This is a genomic window from Sphingobacterium sp. WM (genome assembly GCF_029542465.1).
Lineage (GTDB): Bacteria > Bacteroidota > Bacteroidia > Sphingobacteriales > Sphingobacteriaceae > Sphingobacterium > Sphingobacterium cellulitidis.
Genome location: NZ_CP120709.1, coordinates 2,734,418 through 2,752,867, shown reverse-complemented (window position 1 = coordinate 2,752,867; position 18,450 = coordinate 2,734,418). Strand labels below are relative to the sequence as shown.

The 18,450-nt window shown below is 37.4% G+C and carries 15 protein-coding genes; 7 read left to right on the top strand and 8 right to left on the bottom strand.

All coding sequences use genetic code 11. The features are described from left to right. Window positions 1–4: 4 nt before the first annotated feature. Window positions 5–2,353 (bottom strand): TonB-dependent siderophore receptor, encoded by a 2,349-nt coding sequence (locus PZ892_RS11770; protein ID WP_277711332.1) that lies wholly within the window; start codon window positions 2,351–2,353, stop codon window positions 5–7. Window positions 2,354–3,029: 676 nt separating this feature from the next. On the opposite strand from PZ892_RS11770, the gene PZ892_RS11765 reads away from it, so the two are divergent. From PZ892_RS11765 to PZ892_RS11750, 4 genes are all read left to right on the top strand, one after another. Then, window positions 3,030–4,811, top strand: a complete 1,782-nt coding sequence (locus PZ892_RS11765; protein WP_277711331.1) for a glycoside hydrolase domain-containing protein — start codon at window positions 3,030–3,032, stop codon at window positions 4,809–4,811. Between the two features lie 164 nt (window positions 4,812–4,975). Beyond that, window positions 4,976–7,138, top strand: a complete 2,163-nt coding sequence (locus PZ892_RS11760; RefSeq protein ID WP_277711330.1) for an alpha-galactosidase — start codon at window positions 4,976–4,978, stop codon at window positions 7,136–7,138. Between the two features lie 333 nt (window positions 7,139–7,471). After that, window positions 7,472–8,188, top strand: a complete 717-nt coding sequence (locus PZ892_RS11755) for a basic secretory protein-like protein (RefSeq protein WP_277711329.1) — start codon at window positions 7,472–7,474, stop codon at window positions 8,186–8,188. A gap of 49 nt (window positions 8,189–8,237) precedes the next feature. Then, window positions 8,238–10,496: a GH92 family glycosyl hydrolase gene (locus tag PZ892_RS11750; RefSeq protein ID WP_277712929.1), complete on the top strand. Its 2,259-nt coding sequence runs from the start codon at window positions 8,238–8,240 to the stop codon at window positions 10,494–10,496. A gap of 57 nt (window positions 10,497–10,553) precedes the next feature. Here the strand turns inward: PZ892_RS11750 and PZ892_RS11745 are convergent, their stop codons facing one another. The 5 genes from PZ892_RS11745 to PZ892_RS11725 form a co-directional block, all read right to left on the bottom strand. Then, a complete protein-coding gene (locus PZ892_RS11745) occupies window positions 10,554–11,210 on the bottom strand; it encodes a hypothetical protein (RefSeq protein ID WP_277711328.1) in 657 nt (218 codons plus the stop codon). A gap of 103 nt (window positions 11,211–11,313) precedes the next feature. Then, on the bottom strand, window positions 11,314–11,814 hold the full coding sequence (locus PZ892_RS11740) for an STM3941 family protein (RefSeq protein ID WP_277711327.1): 501 nt from the start codon (window positions 11,812–11,814) through the stop codon (window positions 11,314–11,316). A 38-nt stretch (window positions 11,815–11,852) separates the two neighbouring features. Next, a complete protein-coding gene (locus tag PZ892_RS11735) occupies window positions 11,853–13,190 on the bottom strand; it encodes an ankyrin repeat domain-containing protein (protein ID WP_277711326.1) in 1,338 nt (445 codons plus the stop codon). Between the two features lie 10 nt (window positions 13,191–13,200). Beyond that, window positions 13,201–14,397: an ankyrin repeat domain-containing protein gene (locus PZ892_RS11730; RefSeq protein WP_277711325.1), complete on the bottom strand. Its 1,197-nt coding sequence runs from the start codon at window positions 14,395–14,397 to the stop codon at window positions 13,201–13,203. A 15-nt stretch (window positions 14,398–14,412) separates the two neighbouring features. Beyond that, a complete protein-coding gene (locus PZ892_RS11725) occupies window positions 14,413–15,204 on the bottom strand; it encodes a hypothetical protein (protein WP_277711324.1) in 792 nt (263 codons plus the stop codon). A 313-nt stretch (window positions 15,205–15,517) separates the two neighbouring features. Between PZ892_RS11725 and PZ892_RS11720 the strand changes: the two genes are divergently transcribed. Then, window positions 15,518–16,306, top strand: a complete 789-nt coding sequence (locus PZ892_RS11720) for a phosphatase PAP2 family protein (protein ID WP_277711323.1) — start codon at window positions 15,518–15,520, stop codon at window positions 16,304–16,306. 3 nt (window positions 16,307–16,309) lie between these two features. Here PZ892_RS11720 and PZ892_RS11715 read toward each other — a convergent pair whose 3' ends face one another. Continuing rightward, window positions 16,310–16,816 (bottom strand): hypothetical protein, encoded by a 507-nt coding sequence (locus PZ892_RS11715; protein ID WP_277711322.1) that lies wholly within the window; start codon window positions 16,814–16,816, stop codon window positions 16,310–16,312. 46 nt (window positions 16,817–16,862) lie between these two features. Further along, window positions 16,863–17,552: a prolyl oligopeptidase family serine peptidase gene (locus PZ892_RS11710; RefSeq protein ID WP_277711321.1), complete on the bottom strand. Its 690-nt coding sequence runs from the start codon at window positions 17,550–17,552 to the stop codon at window positions 16,863–16,865. Between the two features lie 210 nt (window positions 17,553–17,762). On the opposite strand from PZ892_RS11710, the gene PZ892_RS11705 reads away from it, so the two are divergent. Together PZ892_RS11705 and PZ892_RS11700 are read left to right on the top strand one after the other, a co-directional pair. Continuing rightward, a complete protein-coding gene (locus tag PZ892_RS11705; RefSeq protein WP_277711320.1) occupies window positions 17,763–18,158 on the top strand; it encodes a c-type cytochrome in 396 nt (131 codons plus the stop codon). Window positions 18,159–18,172: 14 nt separating this feature from the next. Next, entirely contained in the window at window positions 18,173–18,448 is a 276-nt protein-coding gene (locus PZ892_RS11700; RefSeq protein WP_277711319.1) for a SelT/SelW/SelH family protein, read from the top strand. The last annotated feature ends 2 nt before the right edge of the window (window positions 18,449–18,450 follow it).

Here is an 18,450-nt window from a genome sequence, read left to right as displayed (position 1 = left end):
GTTTTTAGAATTTATATGCGAATGTTAATCGATAGTTTCTTGGGGCACCGGCTTGCCAAGAGTAAGTAGGGATATTGAAGTAGCTCGTGTAATAACTACCGCCCTCAATCAAGTATTTATCCAAGAGGTTCTGTACATTTAGGTTGACACTGAATTTGTCGATGCGGTAGCCTATTCCGGCATCAAATCGGAAATAATCTTCAATATTTTTTTCGGGTTCATCCTTGGAGTAGAATTCCAAACCACGTTGGATATTTGACATCCCTCCAAATTGGAAGGCCAAACCTTTTGCCTTTCCTCGCGTCAATTCATAGTCCAGCCATAGGTTGGCGATATGAACATCGGCACCATCAAGTCTTTGTCCAACAAAAAAGGCTTCAACACCTTCATTGATTTTGGTTACTTGTCCGTCGGTGTATGCATAGTTTGCAATCAGGTTCAATCCCCTTAATATCTCACCACGGATATCAACTTCGAGCCCGCGGATTCTTTTTTGCCCAACTTCGACTGACATCTCAGGTCTTGGTCCATAGGATGTTATTTCATGGTTCTTGGTGATTTGATAGATCGCGATGGTACTATTCCATTTTCCTTTGAACCAATCTCTTTTGATACCAAGTTCATAATTGTTACCTGTGATTGGTTTTATTTTAGAACCGTCAAATAAAATTCCTTGTTGGGGAAGAAAAGATTGGTCAAGTAATGCATAGACTGCTGTATTTTTATCAATGGAGTAGGATAGACCTATTCTCGGTGTGACTTTTTCGCTTTTAACTGGCGCACCGCCCCAGGTACTGATAGACATGGAGGTATAACGAGCAGCCAAAGTCAAACGTAAAGCATTATCAAAAAAGCTCATTTGATCTTGCACATAGGCTGAAGAGTAATCTGAGGACATAATGCCACCGCCTAAAGCTGCGCGTTGAGCCAAGGAATGGCTGCGGTCAAAACTCTGAAGCCCAAAGTCAAATCCATAAACAGGATTCTTAGGATCAAACTCACCACCATTTAAACTATCCAGAATAATACTTTGGTTCCAGTCTGCTAAATAGGATTTACTTCCTAGATCAATACCCGCCAATATTTGGTGCTTCACTTCTCCAGTATTAAATGAGCCATTTAAGAAAGCTTGGCCAAGGAGCATCGTGCTTTGGGCATCCCAGGTATCCGATTTCCGGATAATTTTGCCATCAGGAAGAATATCTTTAGGCCAACTGCTAGCGCCGATTTGATAATAATTAAAATAAGCAGCCTGTGCGGTTAATTTCCAATTAGCATTTAATTTATGCTCGATATTGATAAATGCAGAGTGTTCATCGATATCCAGAGGTTCGGTTCCTTTTTGAGAAAATGTGGTTTCACGAGGAAGGGTTTTATAACCAAAAGGAGACATCAAATAACCAGATCCAACATCAGTCATGACAGCTTTCTGATAAGTGTATTCCAATGTGGCAGTTGTCTTATCATTAATTTTGTAAGATAGAACAGGAGCGATTACAAGTCTTTTATTGTCTTCATTCGGGCGGAAAGAAGCTTTTGAAGATCCGGCGATATTCAATCGGTATAGTAGTCTGCCATCTTTTGATACCTTTCCATCTAAGTCTAAGGTGGTTCTGTAGTTTTCAAAACTTCCTAGGCTAAAAGTAACTTCGGCATTTTTTTGACCGGTAGGTTTTTTGGTAACCACATTATATATTCCTGCTGGGTCGCCACTGGACATCATAAAACCTGCTGGCCCTTTTACGAATTCAATTTTTTCTACAGTTGCCATGTCTTCAGATAAAGGACTCCAGTAGGAACTGACAATATTCATCCCGTTGCGGAAAGCCTGGATTTGGGAACCGCGCATGTTGATATTGACATACATGTCATTCCAATGGGTTTGTCGACTTACCCCAGAGATATTCCTGAATGGACCATCTGCTAAATTGAATGCCTGTTGTTTTGCTAACAGCTCAGCATTTATGATTTGAACATTTTGAGATAGTTCCAATACTGGTGTCATGACCCTTAATGATGGGGAAACCTGATGGTCTACTATTGGTTTTTTACCACTGACTACCACTTCTTGGATTATATTTTTGTTTTCCTCAAGGATGAAATCTAAAATTCGAGTTTCATTTTCCTTTAATACGATAGTGGTTATTTGGGAAGTAAATCCAATGTGCTTAGCATGGACTTCGTAGCTTTTAGCAATTAAGTTAACAAATTCATATTTTCCTAAGGAGTCTACTTGGATTTCTTGGCTATGATTCAGTTTGACCACGACGTTTTTTGCAGGAGTACCTTTTTGCGTCAGGATAGTTCCTTTTATTATTCCATTTTGAGCGGAAGCATAAAATATGCTACTCATAAGGAGTAGGCATGTAAAGAGGCTTGTTTTCATGAAAGTATCGGATTAAAAATTAAATGGAAAGGATGTGAAAAAAATCAAGTTTAATTTTTGAGAAACCTGAAATGGAGTAATAGGATTTGAAGAATATCGGAGGATTTTCTTCTCAAAATAATAGGGTAATAAATAATTGAACATAATGAGTTAATGATAAATAAATAATAATTCCATTAACTGCGTATGAAAGAACCTTGAAATAATTATCTAGGGGGAGCCCCCAATTTTTTTTATCTTGCGAGTCCTTTCATACTTACAGTTTGATAAAGGTGGTCGGTTCCTAGAACCGATCAACTAATAGGAGTTACAGCTTCTATTAGATTTGGGCGTCATGCTAAGATTGCAGTCTTTGGCATGGCGCTATTTTTTTGTTTGTATATAGTCTTTATTTAGACTTATTATAAACAAGTGCAAATATAGGAGGAAAATATTTTTAATCAAATTTTTTAATAAATAATAAAAAATTGTAAATCAAGGTTTTAGGGTGCTGTTAAGTTGATGTTTATTAAAATATTAGCGTGGATAATATTTTGTTTACAAACACTAAATTTGTTCAAAATTGATTTATATCCCGTATATTGTGATTTAATGCGATTCGATTAGAATTACATTAATTATTCCATCAACTAAACTTAATTACATGAAAATCAATACAGCTAAATGGGTAGTTTTATTGGGTTTTGGTTTTTCTTTTTTGAATTTCCAGGAGTCCTATGCACAATTAAAGCCAGCCCTATCAGCAACTTTTGTTGAATTAGCGGATCCCAGTTCGGATGTAAATTCGGATTGGTCGAAAGTTTCACCGGGTTTACAAAGTTCTTTTGTAACAATTGATAAGCGATTTGCAAAGTCATTAGCTCCCGAAATTGCGAAGCAGAATCGGGTTAAAATTGAGGGTTGGAAAGGGGAGAAACTTTCTGCTCAAATACTACTCTGGACAGGTACAGATATATCGGATGTACAGGTTTCTGTTTCTGATTTACGTTCAAAGGGAAATGCTGTTATTCCAAAGTCTGCTACTGATGCTCGATTTGTAAGGTATGTGATGACAGATGAGTTTGCAGGAGGTTGTGGACATCGGAAACCTGAGGATTTTGCTTCCTCATTGTCTCCTGATATGTTGGATGATTTAAAGTCTTTTAATTTAGAAAAGAAAACAAATCGCCCAGTATGGGTAAGTGTAAATATTCCTCAAGATGCTAAGGCCGGACTCTATCAAGGTACAGTCACTGTTAGTGCGAAAGGTCAGCCAGCACAAAATTTAGCGTTAGAGGTAGAAGTCATCAATCAGACCTTGCCTAAATCTTCAGAATGGGTTTACCATCTTGACCAATGGCAGCATCCATCGGCAGTTGCCCGGGTAGAAGGATTAGAAATGTGGAGTGATGCACATTTTGAGGCTATGAAGCCGGTTATGAAAATGTTAGCTGATGCTGGGCAGAAGGTGATTACGACGACTTTAAATAAGGATCCTTGGAATGTTCAAACTTATGATCCCTATGCGGATATGATCACATGGACCAAAAATGCAGATGGTAGTTGGACTTATGATTATGCTGTTTTCGATCGTTGGGTTCAGTTTATGACGGATCTAGGGGTAAAAGATATGATCAATTGCTATTCCATCATCCCTTGGAACAATGAAATCCATTATAAGGATGCGAGCAAAGGCGAATTAGTGAATGTTGTTGCAAAACCAGGAACAGCTGTTTTTGATGAATTATGGACTCCATTTTTAAAGGACTTTGTGCTACATCTGAAGACTAAAGGTTGGTTGGATAAAACAAATATTGCCATTGATGAGCGCGAAAGAGAGCAGATGGACGCTGCATTTGCCTTATTAAATAAGGTAGCACCTGAAATAGGAATTTCTTATGCTGATAACCAAAAGACTTATCAGCGATTTCCAAATTCTGAGGATATCAGTATTTCTGTGGGTCATCCATTTTCAAAAGAAGATATCATCAACCGTAAAGCAAGAGGCTTGAACAGTACTTTTTATATTTGTTGTTCGGATGGTTTTCCGAATCAATTTACTTTTTCCGAATCTGCAGAATCAACCTATTTAGGTTGGTATGCCTTAGCCACAGGATTTGATGGCATGCTGAGATGGGCCTATAATTCGTGGGTTGAAAATCCATTACAAGATTCAAGATTTAGGACCTGGCCAGCAGGAGATACTTATATCGTTTATCCGAAAGGCAGGTCTTCCATTCGATATGAAAGAATGCTAGAAGGCATTCAAGATTATGAAAAGGCGAGAATTGTATTAAAAGCATTAAAGGATAAAAATGATCAAAAGAACCTGGATGCTTTTCAGAATGCGATCAAGAAGTTAGAAGCTAACCAACGTTTCGATGGTTGGAATGAGGATTTGAATCAAGCAAAATCCTTATTGAATGAAATTTCGAGAACACTATAAATTGACCAATTGATTTTGGAGGCAATACCAGAGGTAATCCATTAATTGCCTCCAAAATTCAATATAACCTAGTCTTTAAGCCCTCAAAAGACTTATTATTCTTACCCTGTTTCTTGGGGTAGCATACTGGTTTTATAAAGATTGAAGAAACTTAAATACTAAATATGAAAATCAATCCTAAACTGATTTTATTTGCCTTGCTGTCGATTGCAGTAATTCAACCTATAAAAGCGCAGACGGGTACATCCGCAAAGCCAGATTGGCTTATTCAATCCAAAGACTATAAATCCAAAGTTGTAAACAGCAATGATGGGATTATTCTGGACAATGGTTTAATCCGTCGTTCCTTCAAGAAGGCTGCTAACCTGGCTTGTTATGACTTTACAAATTTGACTAATGGTCAGCAGCTAATCCGTGCTATTGAACCCGAAGCTATTGTCAATATTAATGGTCAGGATTATGAAATTGGAGGTTTAAAAGGACAAAAGGAGAAGGCCTATTTTTTGACTGATTGGTTTGGCAACTTAGAGGCGAATCCGGATGCTTTTATTTTTCAATCTGCGAAAGAAGTTCCGTTAGAGCAAAATCTGAAAATAAACAGTACCTTCTGGTCTTCCAGCAATGAGCTTCCTAATGGATTGGGTATGGTATTTACCTTTCAACATCCTAAATTAAAAGGGATTTCTGTAGATGTGCATTATGAAATTTATGATGGGATTCCGGTTTTGCGGAAATGGGTGGAAGTAAGAAATGAGAGTTCTGCCAAAATAATGGTTAACAGGGTTGTCAATGAAGTTTTATCCTTGGTGGAAGAGGAGTCAGCAGTAGTTGGGAGTACTGAAGATATGTTGAAGCAATCGGGAATATATTTTGAAACCAATTATGCTTTCAACAATGCCATGAAATACCGTTTGTCAGATCAAACGCTGCATTGGGAGCGAGATTCAACTTATACCTCGCAAGTAAATTATGACCTGACGAGTCCAGCTAAAGCGGTGATTTATCCTAAGGATGTTTCCAAAATAGAGGTTCTTCCTAAGCAAAAGTTTATCTCCGTAAAGACCTATGAACTGTTGCATGATAGTCATGATCAGGAGCGTAGAGGCTTAGCGGTTCGAAAAATGTATCGGAAGCTGGCACCTTGGACCAACTCGAATCCAATCTTTATGCATTTGGTTAGCAAAAATAGGGAAGAAGTGATAACAGCGATTGATCAATGTGCTGCTACGGGCTATGAAGCTGTCATATTGAGTTTTGGAAGTCACTTAAAGATGGAGTTGAATACTCCTGAAAATCATAAGGAATGGAAGGAGTTGGCGGATTACGGTAAATCGAAGGGTGTTAAACTAGGAGGTTATACCTTATTTAGTTCGCGTCGGATCAATGATGCAACAGATGTTATCAATCCAAAGACAGGTAAGCCCGGTGGTGCATTTTTCGGGAATGCACCATGTTTTGGAAGTCAGTGGGGCTTGGATTATGCGAAGGCGATCAAGGACTTTTTTAAGCATACAGGTTTTAGTATTTTGGAGATGGATGGGCCATATCCAGGAGATGTTTGTGCTTCGCATGATCATCCTGGTCATCATGGTTTAGAGGATTCACAATGGGCGCAAATGGAGATTCAGAAATCTATTTTCCATGAATTGAATCAAATGGGTGTATATATCAATGCGCCTGATTGGTATTTTCTAGATGGCACGAATAAAATTGCACTAGGTTATAGAGAAGTTAATTTTTCATTATCCAGAGATCAGCAGAAGATTTTGAACCGTCAAAATATTTATGATGGAACTTGGGAGAAAACTAATTCCATGGGATGGGGATTTGTTCCATTAACAGCCTATCATGGTGGAGGAGCAGATGCAGTATTGGAGCCTTTAAATGAGCATTTGGATGATTATAAGCAATTGATGATGCAATATTACGGGGCAGGAATACAAGCTTGTTATCGAGGTCCAAGGCTTTATGATACTGAAAAGACGAAAGCAACAGTGATTGAAGTCATTGAATGGTATAAGAAATATCGGAATATCTTGAATGCGGATATTATTCATCTTCGTCGTGCAGATGGAAGGAATTGGGATGGAATTTTACATGTTGATCCCAATGCTAAGGAGAAAGGATTAGGAATGCTGTATAATCCTACGGATAAAGAAATGAATATTTCAATTGATCTACCTGTTTATTATACAGGGTTAAATGAGAAGGTTCAATTCGCTATCGAAGGGAAAAATTCGAAGGTCTATACAGTTTCAAGAGATTATAAGATTCAGGTTCCCGTGAAAATTCCAGCCAAGGGATATACCTGGTTCACATTAAACTAAAGAATAAGGGCGATTCAAATTTGAATCGCCCTTCTCAATATAGAATGTAAAGGATTAGGGAATCAGTCTATGCTTGAATACCTATTACTTAATAGCCCAACCCCAAGGCAAATCATACAAGTTGTAACACATTAAGTTTTCATAAATAAAGGAGTTGATATTTTTCAAAAAATGAACTTGAGTTAATAAATTCGGATGTAACAATCGTGGAATTATAGAATTTTAATGATTCTTTTGAATATATTTGGGATATAGATTATCGTTTTAGTTGGCTCAAAACGCCATAAAAAGGTAATTGTCACCTAAATTAATAACTGTAAATCAAATTACTCAATGAGAAGAAACACATTAACATTCGGAATTTCTGTTTTTATGGCTTTCTCCCTAACATCTGTATATGCTCAAAGTTGGGAACATACCGATGATGACCGGAAAGTGGCTGTAGAAATAGATACCCTTAAAGAAAAGGGTTATACCTTATATTGGATTAATAAGGATAAGGATTTTAGCGCTGAAACGAAACAGGAATTGATCAGTACCTATTTTACGAACTATCCAAAGCTAGCGAAGACCTATAATAAGAAAAGCCCAAAAGAAGTCACTTTTGTGATTGACCCGGGATATGATGGTGTTGCAGCTACGGCAGGTGGGATTGTACGATATAGTCCAAAATGGTTAAAGAAGAATCCCCATGATATTGATGTTGTGACCCATGAGGTGATGCACATTGTTCAAGCCTATCCAAATGGTAGTGGACCATGGTGGATTACAGAAGGCATTGCAGATTTTATTCGGGATAAGTATGGTGTTTCGAATGAAGCCGGAAATTGGAGACTTCCCGAATTCAATGAGAAACAAAAATATACAGACTCCTATCGCATTACTGCACGTTTTTTCAAATGGATAGAAAGTCATAAGAAAAAGAATTTTGTGAAGAAATTGGACAAGGCCATGCGTGAGAAAAGCTATACCGATGCATTTTGGCAAAAACAAACTGGAAAAACGATCGACGAATTATGGTCGGAATATTCTTCAAATCCCGTAATTTAATATGATGAACAGAAACTATATAAAACTAGCTAAGTGTTTTGCCTTATTGATGATCCCCATGCTTGGAAATGCACAAGACTCCAATCTAAGTCAATATGTAAAGCCATTGATAGGTACGGCAAAAATGGGTCATACCTTTCCAGGAGCGACCGTTCCATTTGGGTCGGTACAATTAAGTCCGGAAACAGACACCATTCCATATGCTGTAAATGGCGCTTACACAGGCGATGTTTACAAATATTGTGCTGGTTACCAATATGATGATCCGACAATTGTAGGGTTTAGTCATACTCATTTTTCCGGGACTGGTCATTCAGATTTGGGAGATATATTGATTATGCCAACCCAAGGGAAGGTTCAACTTAATCCAGGAACAGCAGATCGACCGCAAGATGGATATCGCTCGCCTTACAGTCATGCTAATGAAGTGGCGGAAGCCAATTATTATAAAGTAAAATTAGATAAACATAATATTCTTGCGGAATTGACGACGAGCACCCGAGTTGGGGTTCATCGTTATACTTTTCCGGCATCAGATCAATCCCATCTTATACTTGACTTGACTTCAGGGATTTACAATTATGATGGAAAGAATGTCTGGACTTTTGTCCGGGTATTAAATGATTCAACAATCACTGGATACCGTCAGACGAATGGTTGGGCGAGAACAAGAACAGTTTATTTCGCAATCAAAACTTCCAAGGCCTTCAAGAATTATGGAGCGAAGTATATGGATAAGAATGTTCAATACAAGGGTTTTTGGCGGAAGTTCAACCAAGAGGATAACTTTCCGGAGTTAGCTGCCCATAATATCAAGATGCATCTGGATTTTGATACCAAGGAAGGGGAGCAGGTTATGATGAAAGTTGCCCTGAGTCCAGTGAGCATGAAAAATGCATTGGAAAATATGCAAGCAGAAACTCCAAATTGGAATTTTGAGGAGATTGCTGGAAAAGGGAAATCAGATTGGAATCGTGAATTGGAGAAGTTTAAGGTCGATATGTTAAATAAGGAAGATTTAGTGAATTTCTATACTTCTGTTTATCATGCGAACCTGATGCCTACAGTTTATATGGATTTGAATGGCGAGTATAAAGGGTTGGATCAGGAGATTCACAAGGCTGAAGGATTTACGAATTATACTTCATTTTCCCTTTGGGATACCTTCCGTGCTTTTCATCCATGGTTGAATCTTGTTGATCCGAAGCGTAATGCTGATATAGTATCTTCGATGATGGCACATCATGATCAATCGGTATTAAATATGCTTCCCATCTGGTCACACTATGCCAATGAGAACTGGTGTATGAGTGGATATCACTCGGTATCGGTTGTGGTTGATGCAATTCTTAAGGGAGTTTATAAGGGTGATCCTGAGGCGGCTTTAAATGCCTGTGTACAAACCGCCAGTGTGAGGCGATATGAAGGCATTGGCGACTATATGGACCTTGGATATGTACCTGATGATAAAAATGGAACATCAGTATCCAATACTCTGGAATATGCTTATGATGATTGGTGTATTGCACAATTGGCGGAGAAACTAGGTAAGACTGAAATTGCCAATGAGTTTAATAAACGTGCGCAAAATTGGAAAAACTTGTATGACGAGCGGATTGGTTTTATGCGTCCCAAAGACAGTAAAGGTAATTTCAGGGAGAAGTTTGATGTATTAGATACGCATGGTCAAGGATTTATTGAGGGAAATACCTGGAATTATTCCTTGTATGTTCCGCATCAACCGGTAGAATTGATGGAGACTATGGGAGGTCAAAAACGATTTGAGACCTATTTGGATTCCTTATTTACGATGCATTTACCAGATAAATATTTTGAAAATACGGAGGATATTACGCGGGAAGGGATTATTGGGAACTATGTACATGGCAATGAGCCGTCGCATCATGTTGCCTACTTATATAATATTACAAAGAGTCCTTGGAAAGCACAGGAGCGTATTCGTCAAATAATCCGGAATCAATATCATAATGGACCTGCCGGATTAGGGGGGAACGATGATTGTGGACAGATGTCTGCTTGGTATTTGTTCAGTTCCTTAGGTTTTTATCCAGTAGCTCCGGGGGATCCACATTATTGGTTAGGAAGTCCATTGGTTAAATCGGCGGAGGTGAAATTAGAAGGCGGAAAGCTTTTGAAAGTTTTGGCTAAGAACCAATCGGAAAAGAATGTTTATGTAAGTAAAGTATTCTGGAATGGGAAAGAGTTGAAGGATTTCAAGATTTCACATGCAGATTTGTCAAATGGGGGAGAGTTGCAATTTGTGATGGCTTCTAAGCCAAAGAAATAATATTTTGAGCATAAAAAAGCGGGCTTTTTAATAGAAAGCCCGCTTTTTTTTTGTTTTTTATTCTGGTAAACTACCTAAATCCAGTTTGTCCATAAGGTTGCCAACCTGGTCAATCGTATAGCCATCACCTTCAATTTTCATTAAGTATCTGTTTTTATGTATCCACTCAATGATTGAGGATGTTTCATCATTGTATTTTGTTTCGGTCAATTTAGCTCTTTGACCTTTATAATCCGTTGTTTTTTGAGAAGAGTCTTCTGTTATTTTTTCAGAATCCATATTGTAACCATAAAACGCCAGTGCAGTTAAGCTGCTTGCTTCTTCACCTGCGCCATCCATTATGTTGATATTGATGGTTTTAGAATTATCTTCATTTGAATAATCTGCCGAGGCTGTTGCAATGTTCATGGCATTCATTTCACCGACTGATATAGATGTTCTTTTTAAGCCATCTAAAGTTTCAGGGAACACTTTCTTCAACTCATCATTATTTACAGGTGTTTTAGTTTTAAGCGCAGTAGTATGTTTTTCTACTTCTTTCATGGCTTTTTCCATGCCACTTAAGCTTTGAATTGCATTTCCGGCATCGCTTAATTTTTCAATTACACCTTTTTCTTCAGTTTCACCTTCTTCAGAAGAATTGTTTGAATTTCCACAGGCGATAAATAAGCTGCAGCCCAAAAGTAGCGAAGCTACTAAATACTGTTTTTTCATATTAGGATTGTGTTGTTTCCTACAAATCTAAAATATAAAAACTCATCGGGTTTATTTATCCGGAAAATACCTGTTTACGGGTAATGATATGTGGTAATTATGTTTAGGGCCTTTGATATTTGCTTATGGCTTGATCAATTTCCTGATTAGTAACCTCTACCTCAGCGATTGAAATTCGTATAAAGCCTTTCATTGTTTTCATAAAGGTGTCCTTGACGAAGAAGTTTTTCATTCTTTCGGCATATTTCTGTGGGTCACGGATTTCGATATCAATGAATTTTCCTTCATTATAAATATTTACAATATCATTCCATTCAATCAGTTCGGCAGCTTTGGCGACAGGAGTAGTGTTGCTGGTTATTCCATAAGTGCCAATGCTTAGGGCAATTTCATCCGGTTTTTTACCAAATAATTTCATGTAAATGAATGCGCCAAATCCTAGAAGTGCAAGGAATATACTGCTGTACCTGCCGAAAACTAGTCCCTCGGTCTTAATAAACCAGCTATAATAGACAAATCCAGCGCCCAATACTCCTATGATTAGGAAATAAAAGGCCATTTTATTCAGTTTCTTCTGGCTGTATTTAAAATTTGTTGTTTCCATATTTTGATTTTTTCATTTTTGGGGTTAAAAACTAAAAATTATCCTGCGAGAATTTTACTTTTTTCCTGATCAAATTCTTCTTGAGTCAATATTCCGGCATCGAATAATTCCTTTAAATCCATCAGCGCTTTCTTTTTGTCAACTGCTGCAGGTGCAGAATTAGCAGAGTTGGAATTTTCTTGTTGAGCAGCGACCTCCTTACCTTTAGTAGAGCCAAATTGAATTAATAATGCTGTGATTTCATTAAATCCTTTGATATTAGAGTAGTCAATTGCTTTTTGTTCTTTAACATTAACCAATTGAGGGTCTGCATTGTTTTCCAATAAAAATTTTAGTACATCTTTTTTACCGTTTGCTGCGGCGTAATGTAAGGCAGTATTTCCCGATTCGTCTTGGATATTGATGTCTGCTCCTCGGTCAGTCAACAGTTTTACCATGCTTAGATGTCCATTTTTCACAGCATGTTGCAATAAGCTTTCTCCACCTTGCGCCTCATTGACTTTAAAATTGAACTGGGCATCCATGGAAAGATTGTTATTAGTTTCTACATAATCGAGATAACCGTACATGGCCTGATCGTTTCCTGTTACAGGTCGAGTATGATTGACATCGAGGCCTTGATCAAGTAATAGGGTCACAATTTCTTTCTGATTATGTGCGCAGGCATACCAAATTGGGGATACTCCTTCTGAGGAACTGATTCCAACATCGGCCCCATTGTCCAGTAATGCTTTTACCATTGCCTTATTTCCTTCATAACAAGCGACCAAAATGGCAGATTCTCCGAATTGATTAACCTGATTGACATCAGCACCATTCTGAAGCAAAAGCTCTACCATTGGTAGTTGTCTGTTTTTTACAGCCAATAAAAGGGCGGAATTACCTGATTTATTACTGCTATTCGGGTCGGCAGAATTTTCCAGCAATATTTTAGCGACTTCCCTACTTCGATTAATGACAGCAAGCATTAATGGTGTTTCGGTATTATTGTTCATCGCATTGACGTCCAGTCCTTTTTCAATCAAGACCTTGACAACTTCAGCTTGTCCGGTTGCTGCGGTTAAGTGCAATAAACTATTTCCCTTTAAATCATTGAGGTCGACTCTTGCTCCTTGTTCAATCAGGTAAAGGGCGGTTTGTTTTTGCTTTTGGAGGCATGCAAAGAATAGGGGAGTTTCGCCTTGTTGATCCTCGTAATCGATGTCTGCACCCTCTTCCACAAGAATCTTTACAAGGTCCAGGTATCCTCTATGGGCGGCATAATGTAAAGCCGTTCGACCTTTTTCATCTGTATAGGTAACATCTACCTCTTTATTTTCTAATAGTAATTCTGCTATTTTTCTTTTTCCGCCCTCGCAGGCGATAATAAATGACATTGACATAAGCTTAATTTTCTTTTTGTTGAGCAATCAATAAGATTTCTACGGTTTTTGCTTTGAGGTTATCTTTCGAAGCTAGCATCATGGCAGTTTGCTCTTGATTATTGACAATGCTTGGACTTGCTCCGGAATCCAGTAGAAATTTCACTTTTTTATAAGTTTCTTTTGCTTGATTCTGGTCATGGTTACTATCTTTCATAACGACTAAATGTAGTAAGGTATTACCAAAATCATCTTGCTCGTTGACTTCTGGTTGAGTCGCGTTAAATACCTTTTCAAACAATCCTGCATTTTTTTGAGCAATCCAGTTCCAAGCGGATAATTCATTATCATAATATGGGGATGTGCTATTTAAATCGGCACCATCCTCAATCATTCGCATTAATAAGCCTGGATTATCGGCATTGTAGCCTTCCAATGTGCGTAGATATTCATGTAAAGCTTTAACAGATCGATTATTTGTTTGTTCAAAATCCATGCTATCGTATTCAGCAAGTTTACTGTATTGTTCAAGGTCGGCTTTTTGAGATACAGCGATAAAAAATGCGGATTGTCCTTCATTATCTTGCTGATTGGGGTTCGCTCCATTTTGTAGCAAGGCCTCCAATGCATGCGGCTTATTGCTTTCCAAGGCTATATGCAAAGCGGTTTTTCCTTGTTTATTCGTTTCATTGATATCTAATCCTTCGTTTGCAAATATTTCGAGATATTTCGCGAGAAGGTCGGGAGTCAAGCCGTGTTTTTTGATGCTTAAATTGATAAGGTTATCCTCTGCTTGGTTTTTAAAATCCACACGACATCCTGCGTCTATAAGTGCTTGAATTATTGTAGGATCAGCAGCGTTATTAATAGCATGACTTAATAAGGTTTCTCCCGAAACTTCATCATTTATGTTCTCGGAGCTGCCAATGAAATCTTTAAAAAATTCAATAAAATCTTCCTTTGGGGCTTTTACTTTGATCAATTTAGAGAATATGGTATCATCTAATTTATCAAGCATGTAGATGTCTTTTTCGATTTCTTTATTTTCGGCCATAAGGCCGATTAATTCAAACCCATTTTTTCGGATGATGGTATCATAAAGTTGGGAATAATCATATGAATGCGGGCTGGGAGGTATTCTTTCACCTTGTTCATATAGTTTTGTTGCATTTTCCATGTCGCCATTTGAAATAGCTACTATCAAAGGAGTTTTTTCAAACATAATATTGAGTTTTTATTAATTTTCTTTTTTAATCTGATTTGCGAATTCTATCATATTTTCTTCTGACCATGGACTATTGATAACTAGAGAATTATTTTGAGTTACCGAATCAAATGGAACGACATTTATTATTCTATTATTAATAATTAGAGTAATCTTTTCTTGCTGATTCTTAGATAGTAGTTGGGTGAAGTTTTCCTTGTCAATTTCATTTAATCCGATGATTAATTGTTGCCCATTAGAAACGATGGATGTGAAGTTTGAGGCCAGAATGAAAGGCTCTCTTGGGAGTTGTATGTTTTGAGGCAGATAGCTATCGTAAGAAGTGACTAGATATAGGCCGTTTTTAAGATTGATTTTGAAAAATTCAAATGGTTTTGACTGATTTGGGCTGTCGATTAATTCAATCCCAGCAATTATTCGATTGCCTTCAATATATACTTCATCGTATAGTTTCTCAACGCCTTTTTCAACAGCTTTGAACTTATCTTGATTGGAATTATAGATTTCATCATCAGTCATGGACTTAAACCCTTTTAATTCTGATTCTGTATAGGTTGATTCAACAATTTTTATTAGGCGATTCTCAAGTGCTGTATTACTATATTCCTTTTTATACTTTAATCCCAAGTCAGAAGAATCATCAACATCCATCTTTTCAGGATTAAAAGGATCAATCGCTGAGTAAAATTCTTCTAGGATCTGAGTTTCTCTTAAAAAGACCAATGCATCCTCATTTCTAGATGAGTCACATGATTCAAAATTCAAATTCATAGCAATGATGATTATACAGATAATTGATTTCATAAAAATTCTGTTTTATAAATCTAACCTAAGAATGGTGATAATGGTAGGATTATTATGTGGATGTATGGTTGATTTATATAAATGAACCAAATTTTGAGGCTAGACGAAGCTAATTGTCTGTCATTTATAGTCTACTTATTTGCAAAATAATTAATAATAAAGAGTTTTTTTGTCAAATAAACATGTCTACATTATTTTATTTATTGAATTTTAATAATACATTAGTTGTGTTAATTCAATTATTAAATTCTAGGATATTAAATTGAATGACATGACTGCCAATTAAAAAATTAGAGCCAAATTATAGAAGTTTATGAGCATTACGCGCTTAAATTGTTTGCCTATTATTCGTTTTCTTGTCCTAATTGTTTTTCTACTAGATGGAGGGTTTTGTTTATGTCAGCAAGATAGTTTGGAAGTCAGTCCAATAATTTCGACAAGGAACAGTTTTTCCAATAAGGTTTTAAAAGTAGACTTGATTGCACCCATAGGTTTAATATCTTATGGGATAGCTTCAGTGAAAAGTCCGTATTTGCAGCGGCAGAATGAGTTCATAAAAGAAAATTTACAATTCAATCGACCTCAACGAGTACACATTGATGATTTCACCCAATATGCATCCACCGGGGCATATTTTGCTTTGGATGTTATGGGGGTTGAAGCGAAGCATAGCTTAAGGTCACGTTTTTTTACAGCCACTGTTTCACATATCATTATGGGCACTACGGTGAATTTAATGAAGAAGAGTATGCCTATGATGCGGCCAGATTTTTCATCCATGAACTCCTTTCCATCAGGGCATACAGCTACTGCGTTTGTAGGGGCGGAATTGATTTGGCAAGAATACAGGCATCAATCGATATGGTATGGAATTGGAGCTTATACACTAGCCGCGGGAACAGGTTTTTTTAGAATGTATAACAATAGACATTGGTTGTCAGATGTTGTGATGGGAGCAGGAGTAGGGATACTGAGTACCAAAATGGCTTATTGGATGTTACCAACTCTGGAAGAACGGTGGCAAAAGAAAAAGTATCCATCCATATTTATTCCCAGCTATAATGGGAAACAAGTTCAAATTACCTATGCCTGTACCTTTTAGAGGCTATAAATTTATGCTATCATAAGCCCAATGCAAAAGAGCTTGCCTTTGTTTGGGTCTACATTGGTGGTCGCCAAATGAACAGTTGTATTTAACTTGACTAAGGTGTCTTTTAAAGGCTTTCCAGCGTTTGATTTGTCTATCATCATCTTCTGACCTTCTACCCATATAATATCTACAATACCATTGAAACCAGCCTCTAGGGTCTTGAGGGTGAATCCAACCTTTCATTTGCCACATGGAAAGGGGTTGGGAAGCTCTGATTTTAAAATAGTTTAAACTGGGGTCACCGGCTTTATGATCATCGAGATATAACTTAGCATTAATAAACCATTCTTTAGGGAATTCATCTTGGCAGTCATTAAGATATTTTCCGTTGAATACACCTAATTCCAGCATTTCAGCTGGGCTAAGTTGGGGTTTGAAGTCCGGGTGAAAGTTTTTACCAATAGGCTCCGTTCTTTCATATACATAGCCGGATTGCATCCTATCCTTTACTTCAACACGCATATTGATCCTTATCTATTTGTTTAATTGATATTATACAAATGCTTTATTATGAACCTTTACTGTGTTTAAACATAAAGTCGTAAATCTTTTCACCATGGAATAATCTTTCCACGCTACCATGGGTTCCTCCAGGGATGATCGTCAGGGTAGCATCGGCTTTATTGTTACATTTTTTAATGGCGTTATAGATTTTTTTAGATTCGGATGCAGGTACTGCTCTATCGGCACTTCCGTGTTGAATCCACAAAGGGACTTGGGTCAGGTTACAAGCATAGCTTACTGTTCCGCCACCACAGATGGCAACAGCAGCTGCAAAACGCTCTGGGTATTTACCAGCTACATCCATTGTTCCGTATCCCCCCATACTCATTCCACAGACATAAACCCGATGTTCATCAGCAGGGTAATTCTTGAGGACTTCATCTAAGACATCTATCACCTTGTCAGGATCCCAACCATTAGAGGTTTGAGGAGCAACAACAATAGCATCCAAATCTTTTCCTTTTTCAATAGCTCGCAGGACACCGTAACGTTTTACGCGATTTAAATCATGTCCCGATAAACTTCTACCATGTAGGAAGATAATAACAGGGATTTTTTCATCAGTTTTTATGTTATCAGGAGTTCTGACCAAATAGGAGTATCCGGTTTTTGATTTGACAGCTTTTAATTGAGCAGAAGCTGAGAAAGTGAATCCTAAGCAGAGAGCAAACAAAAGCAAAAATGATTTATACATAGTTTTCTTTCGAGTTTATGGCCAGATGGTAGATATCTGGTTTCTTAAGTCAGTTAAAAATCAAGGGTTGCAAGATAGAAACAAAGAAGTTTTAAACAAAATGAAGTTGTATAAGGTCTTGTATAGTAGTTTGTTATATTTTTTCATGACATTTATATTACAATTCAATTATTTTTCATAAATTGCTTAAGCATTATAAATCAAAGCGATATGAAGAGAAAAGCCGTTACCTTATTTAGTTTATTAGCCCTAGTCATTGGTCTTAGTGCCTTTCATGTTGGAGGGCAGGAGGAGAAGCCACAGAACCTAAAGGTTCTTCCGAAGAACATTAGCCATGAAGCGCTTGATAGTACGATGAAGTCATTTAATATGGCTCTAGGTGTAAAATGTAATCATTGTCATGCTCCGAAGCCAAATGGCGAAAAGGGTTTGGATTTTGCATCAGATGCGAATCCGAAGAAGGATGTGGCTAGACACATGATTAAAATGACTAAACAGATCAATAAGAAACATTTCAATAAAGCCTATGATGGTGTAGTTTACAATATTTCTTGTAACACTTGTCATAATGGTAAAACTGAAGCATTCACTGTTGTAAAACAATAGTTTAAATAGATTCAGTGAAAGCGATAGTTCGAATAACATATTGTCCCAAATGTGGTTGGATGCTTCGTGCGGCTTATATGGCTCAGGAGCTTTTAACCACATTTGTGGATGATTTACAGTCGGTTAATTTGGAGCCGAGTGAGATTAGTGGTCGTTACACGATATTAGTGAATGACGAAATAATTTTTGACCGCAAACGTGAGGGCCGATTTCCAGAGATTAAGGAGCTTAAGCAATTGGTTCGCAATATAGTTAATCCGGAAAAGTCCTTAGGTCACTCTGACCGTTAAGG

Coding starts and splice junctions, on each gene's coding strand:
- PZ892_RS11725 (WP_277711324.1), bottom strand. CDS start 15,204: ATGAAATCAATTATCTGTATAATCATCATTGCTATGAATTTGAATTTT.
- PZ892_RS11750 (WP_277712929.1), top strand. CDS start 8,238: ATGATCCCCATGCTTGGAAATGCACAAGACTCCAATCTAAGTCAATAT.
- PZ892_RS11730 (WP_277711325.1), bottom strand. CDS start 14,397: ATGTTTGAAAAAACTCCTTTGATAGTAGCTATTTCAAATGGCGACATG.
- PZ892_RS11735 (WP_277711326.1), bottom strand. CDS start 13,190: ATGTCATTTATTATCGCCTGCGAGGGCGGAAAAAGAAAAATAGCAGAA.
- PZ892_RS11760 (WP_277711330.1), top strand. CDS start 4,976: ATGAAAATCAATCCTAAACTGATTTTATTTGCCTTGCTGTCGATTGCA.
- PZ892_RS11770 (WP_277711332.1), bottom strand. CDS start 2,353: ATGAGTAGCATATTTTATGCTTCCGCTCAAAATGGAATAATAAAAGGA.
- PZ892_RS11715 (WP_277711322.1), bottom strand. CDS start 16,816: ATGCGTGTTGAAGTAAAGGATAGGATGCAATCCGGCTATGTATATGAA.
- PZ892_RS11755 (WP_277711329.1), top strand. CDS start 7,472: ATGAGAAGAAACACATTAACATTCGGAATTTCTGTTTTTATGGCTTTC.
- PZ892_RS11705 (WP_277711320.1), top strand. CDS start 17,763: ATGAAGAGAAAAGCCGTTACCTTATTTAGTTTATTAGCCCTAGTCATT.
- PZ892_RS11745 (WP_277711328.1), bottom strand. CDS start 11,210: ATGAAAAAACAGTATTTAGTAGCTTCGCTACTTTTGGGCTGCAGCTTA.
- PZ892_RS11720 (WP_277711323.1), top strand. CDS start 15,518: ATGAGCATTACGCGCTTAAATTGTTTGCCTATTATTCGTTTTCTTGTC.
- PZ892_RS11765 (WP_277711331.1), top strand. CDS start 3,030: ATGAAAATCAATACAGCTAAATGGGTAGTTTTATTGGGTTTTGGTTTT.
- PZ892_RS11740 (WP_277711327.1), bottom strand. CDS start 11,814: ATGGAAACAACAAATTTTAAATACAGCCAGAAGAAACTGAATAAAATG.
- PZ892_RS11710 (WP_277711321.1), bottom strand. CDS start 17,552: ATGTATAAATCATTTTTGCTTTTGTTTGCTCTCTGCTTAGGATTCACT.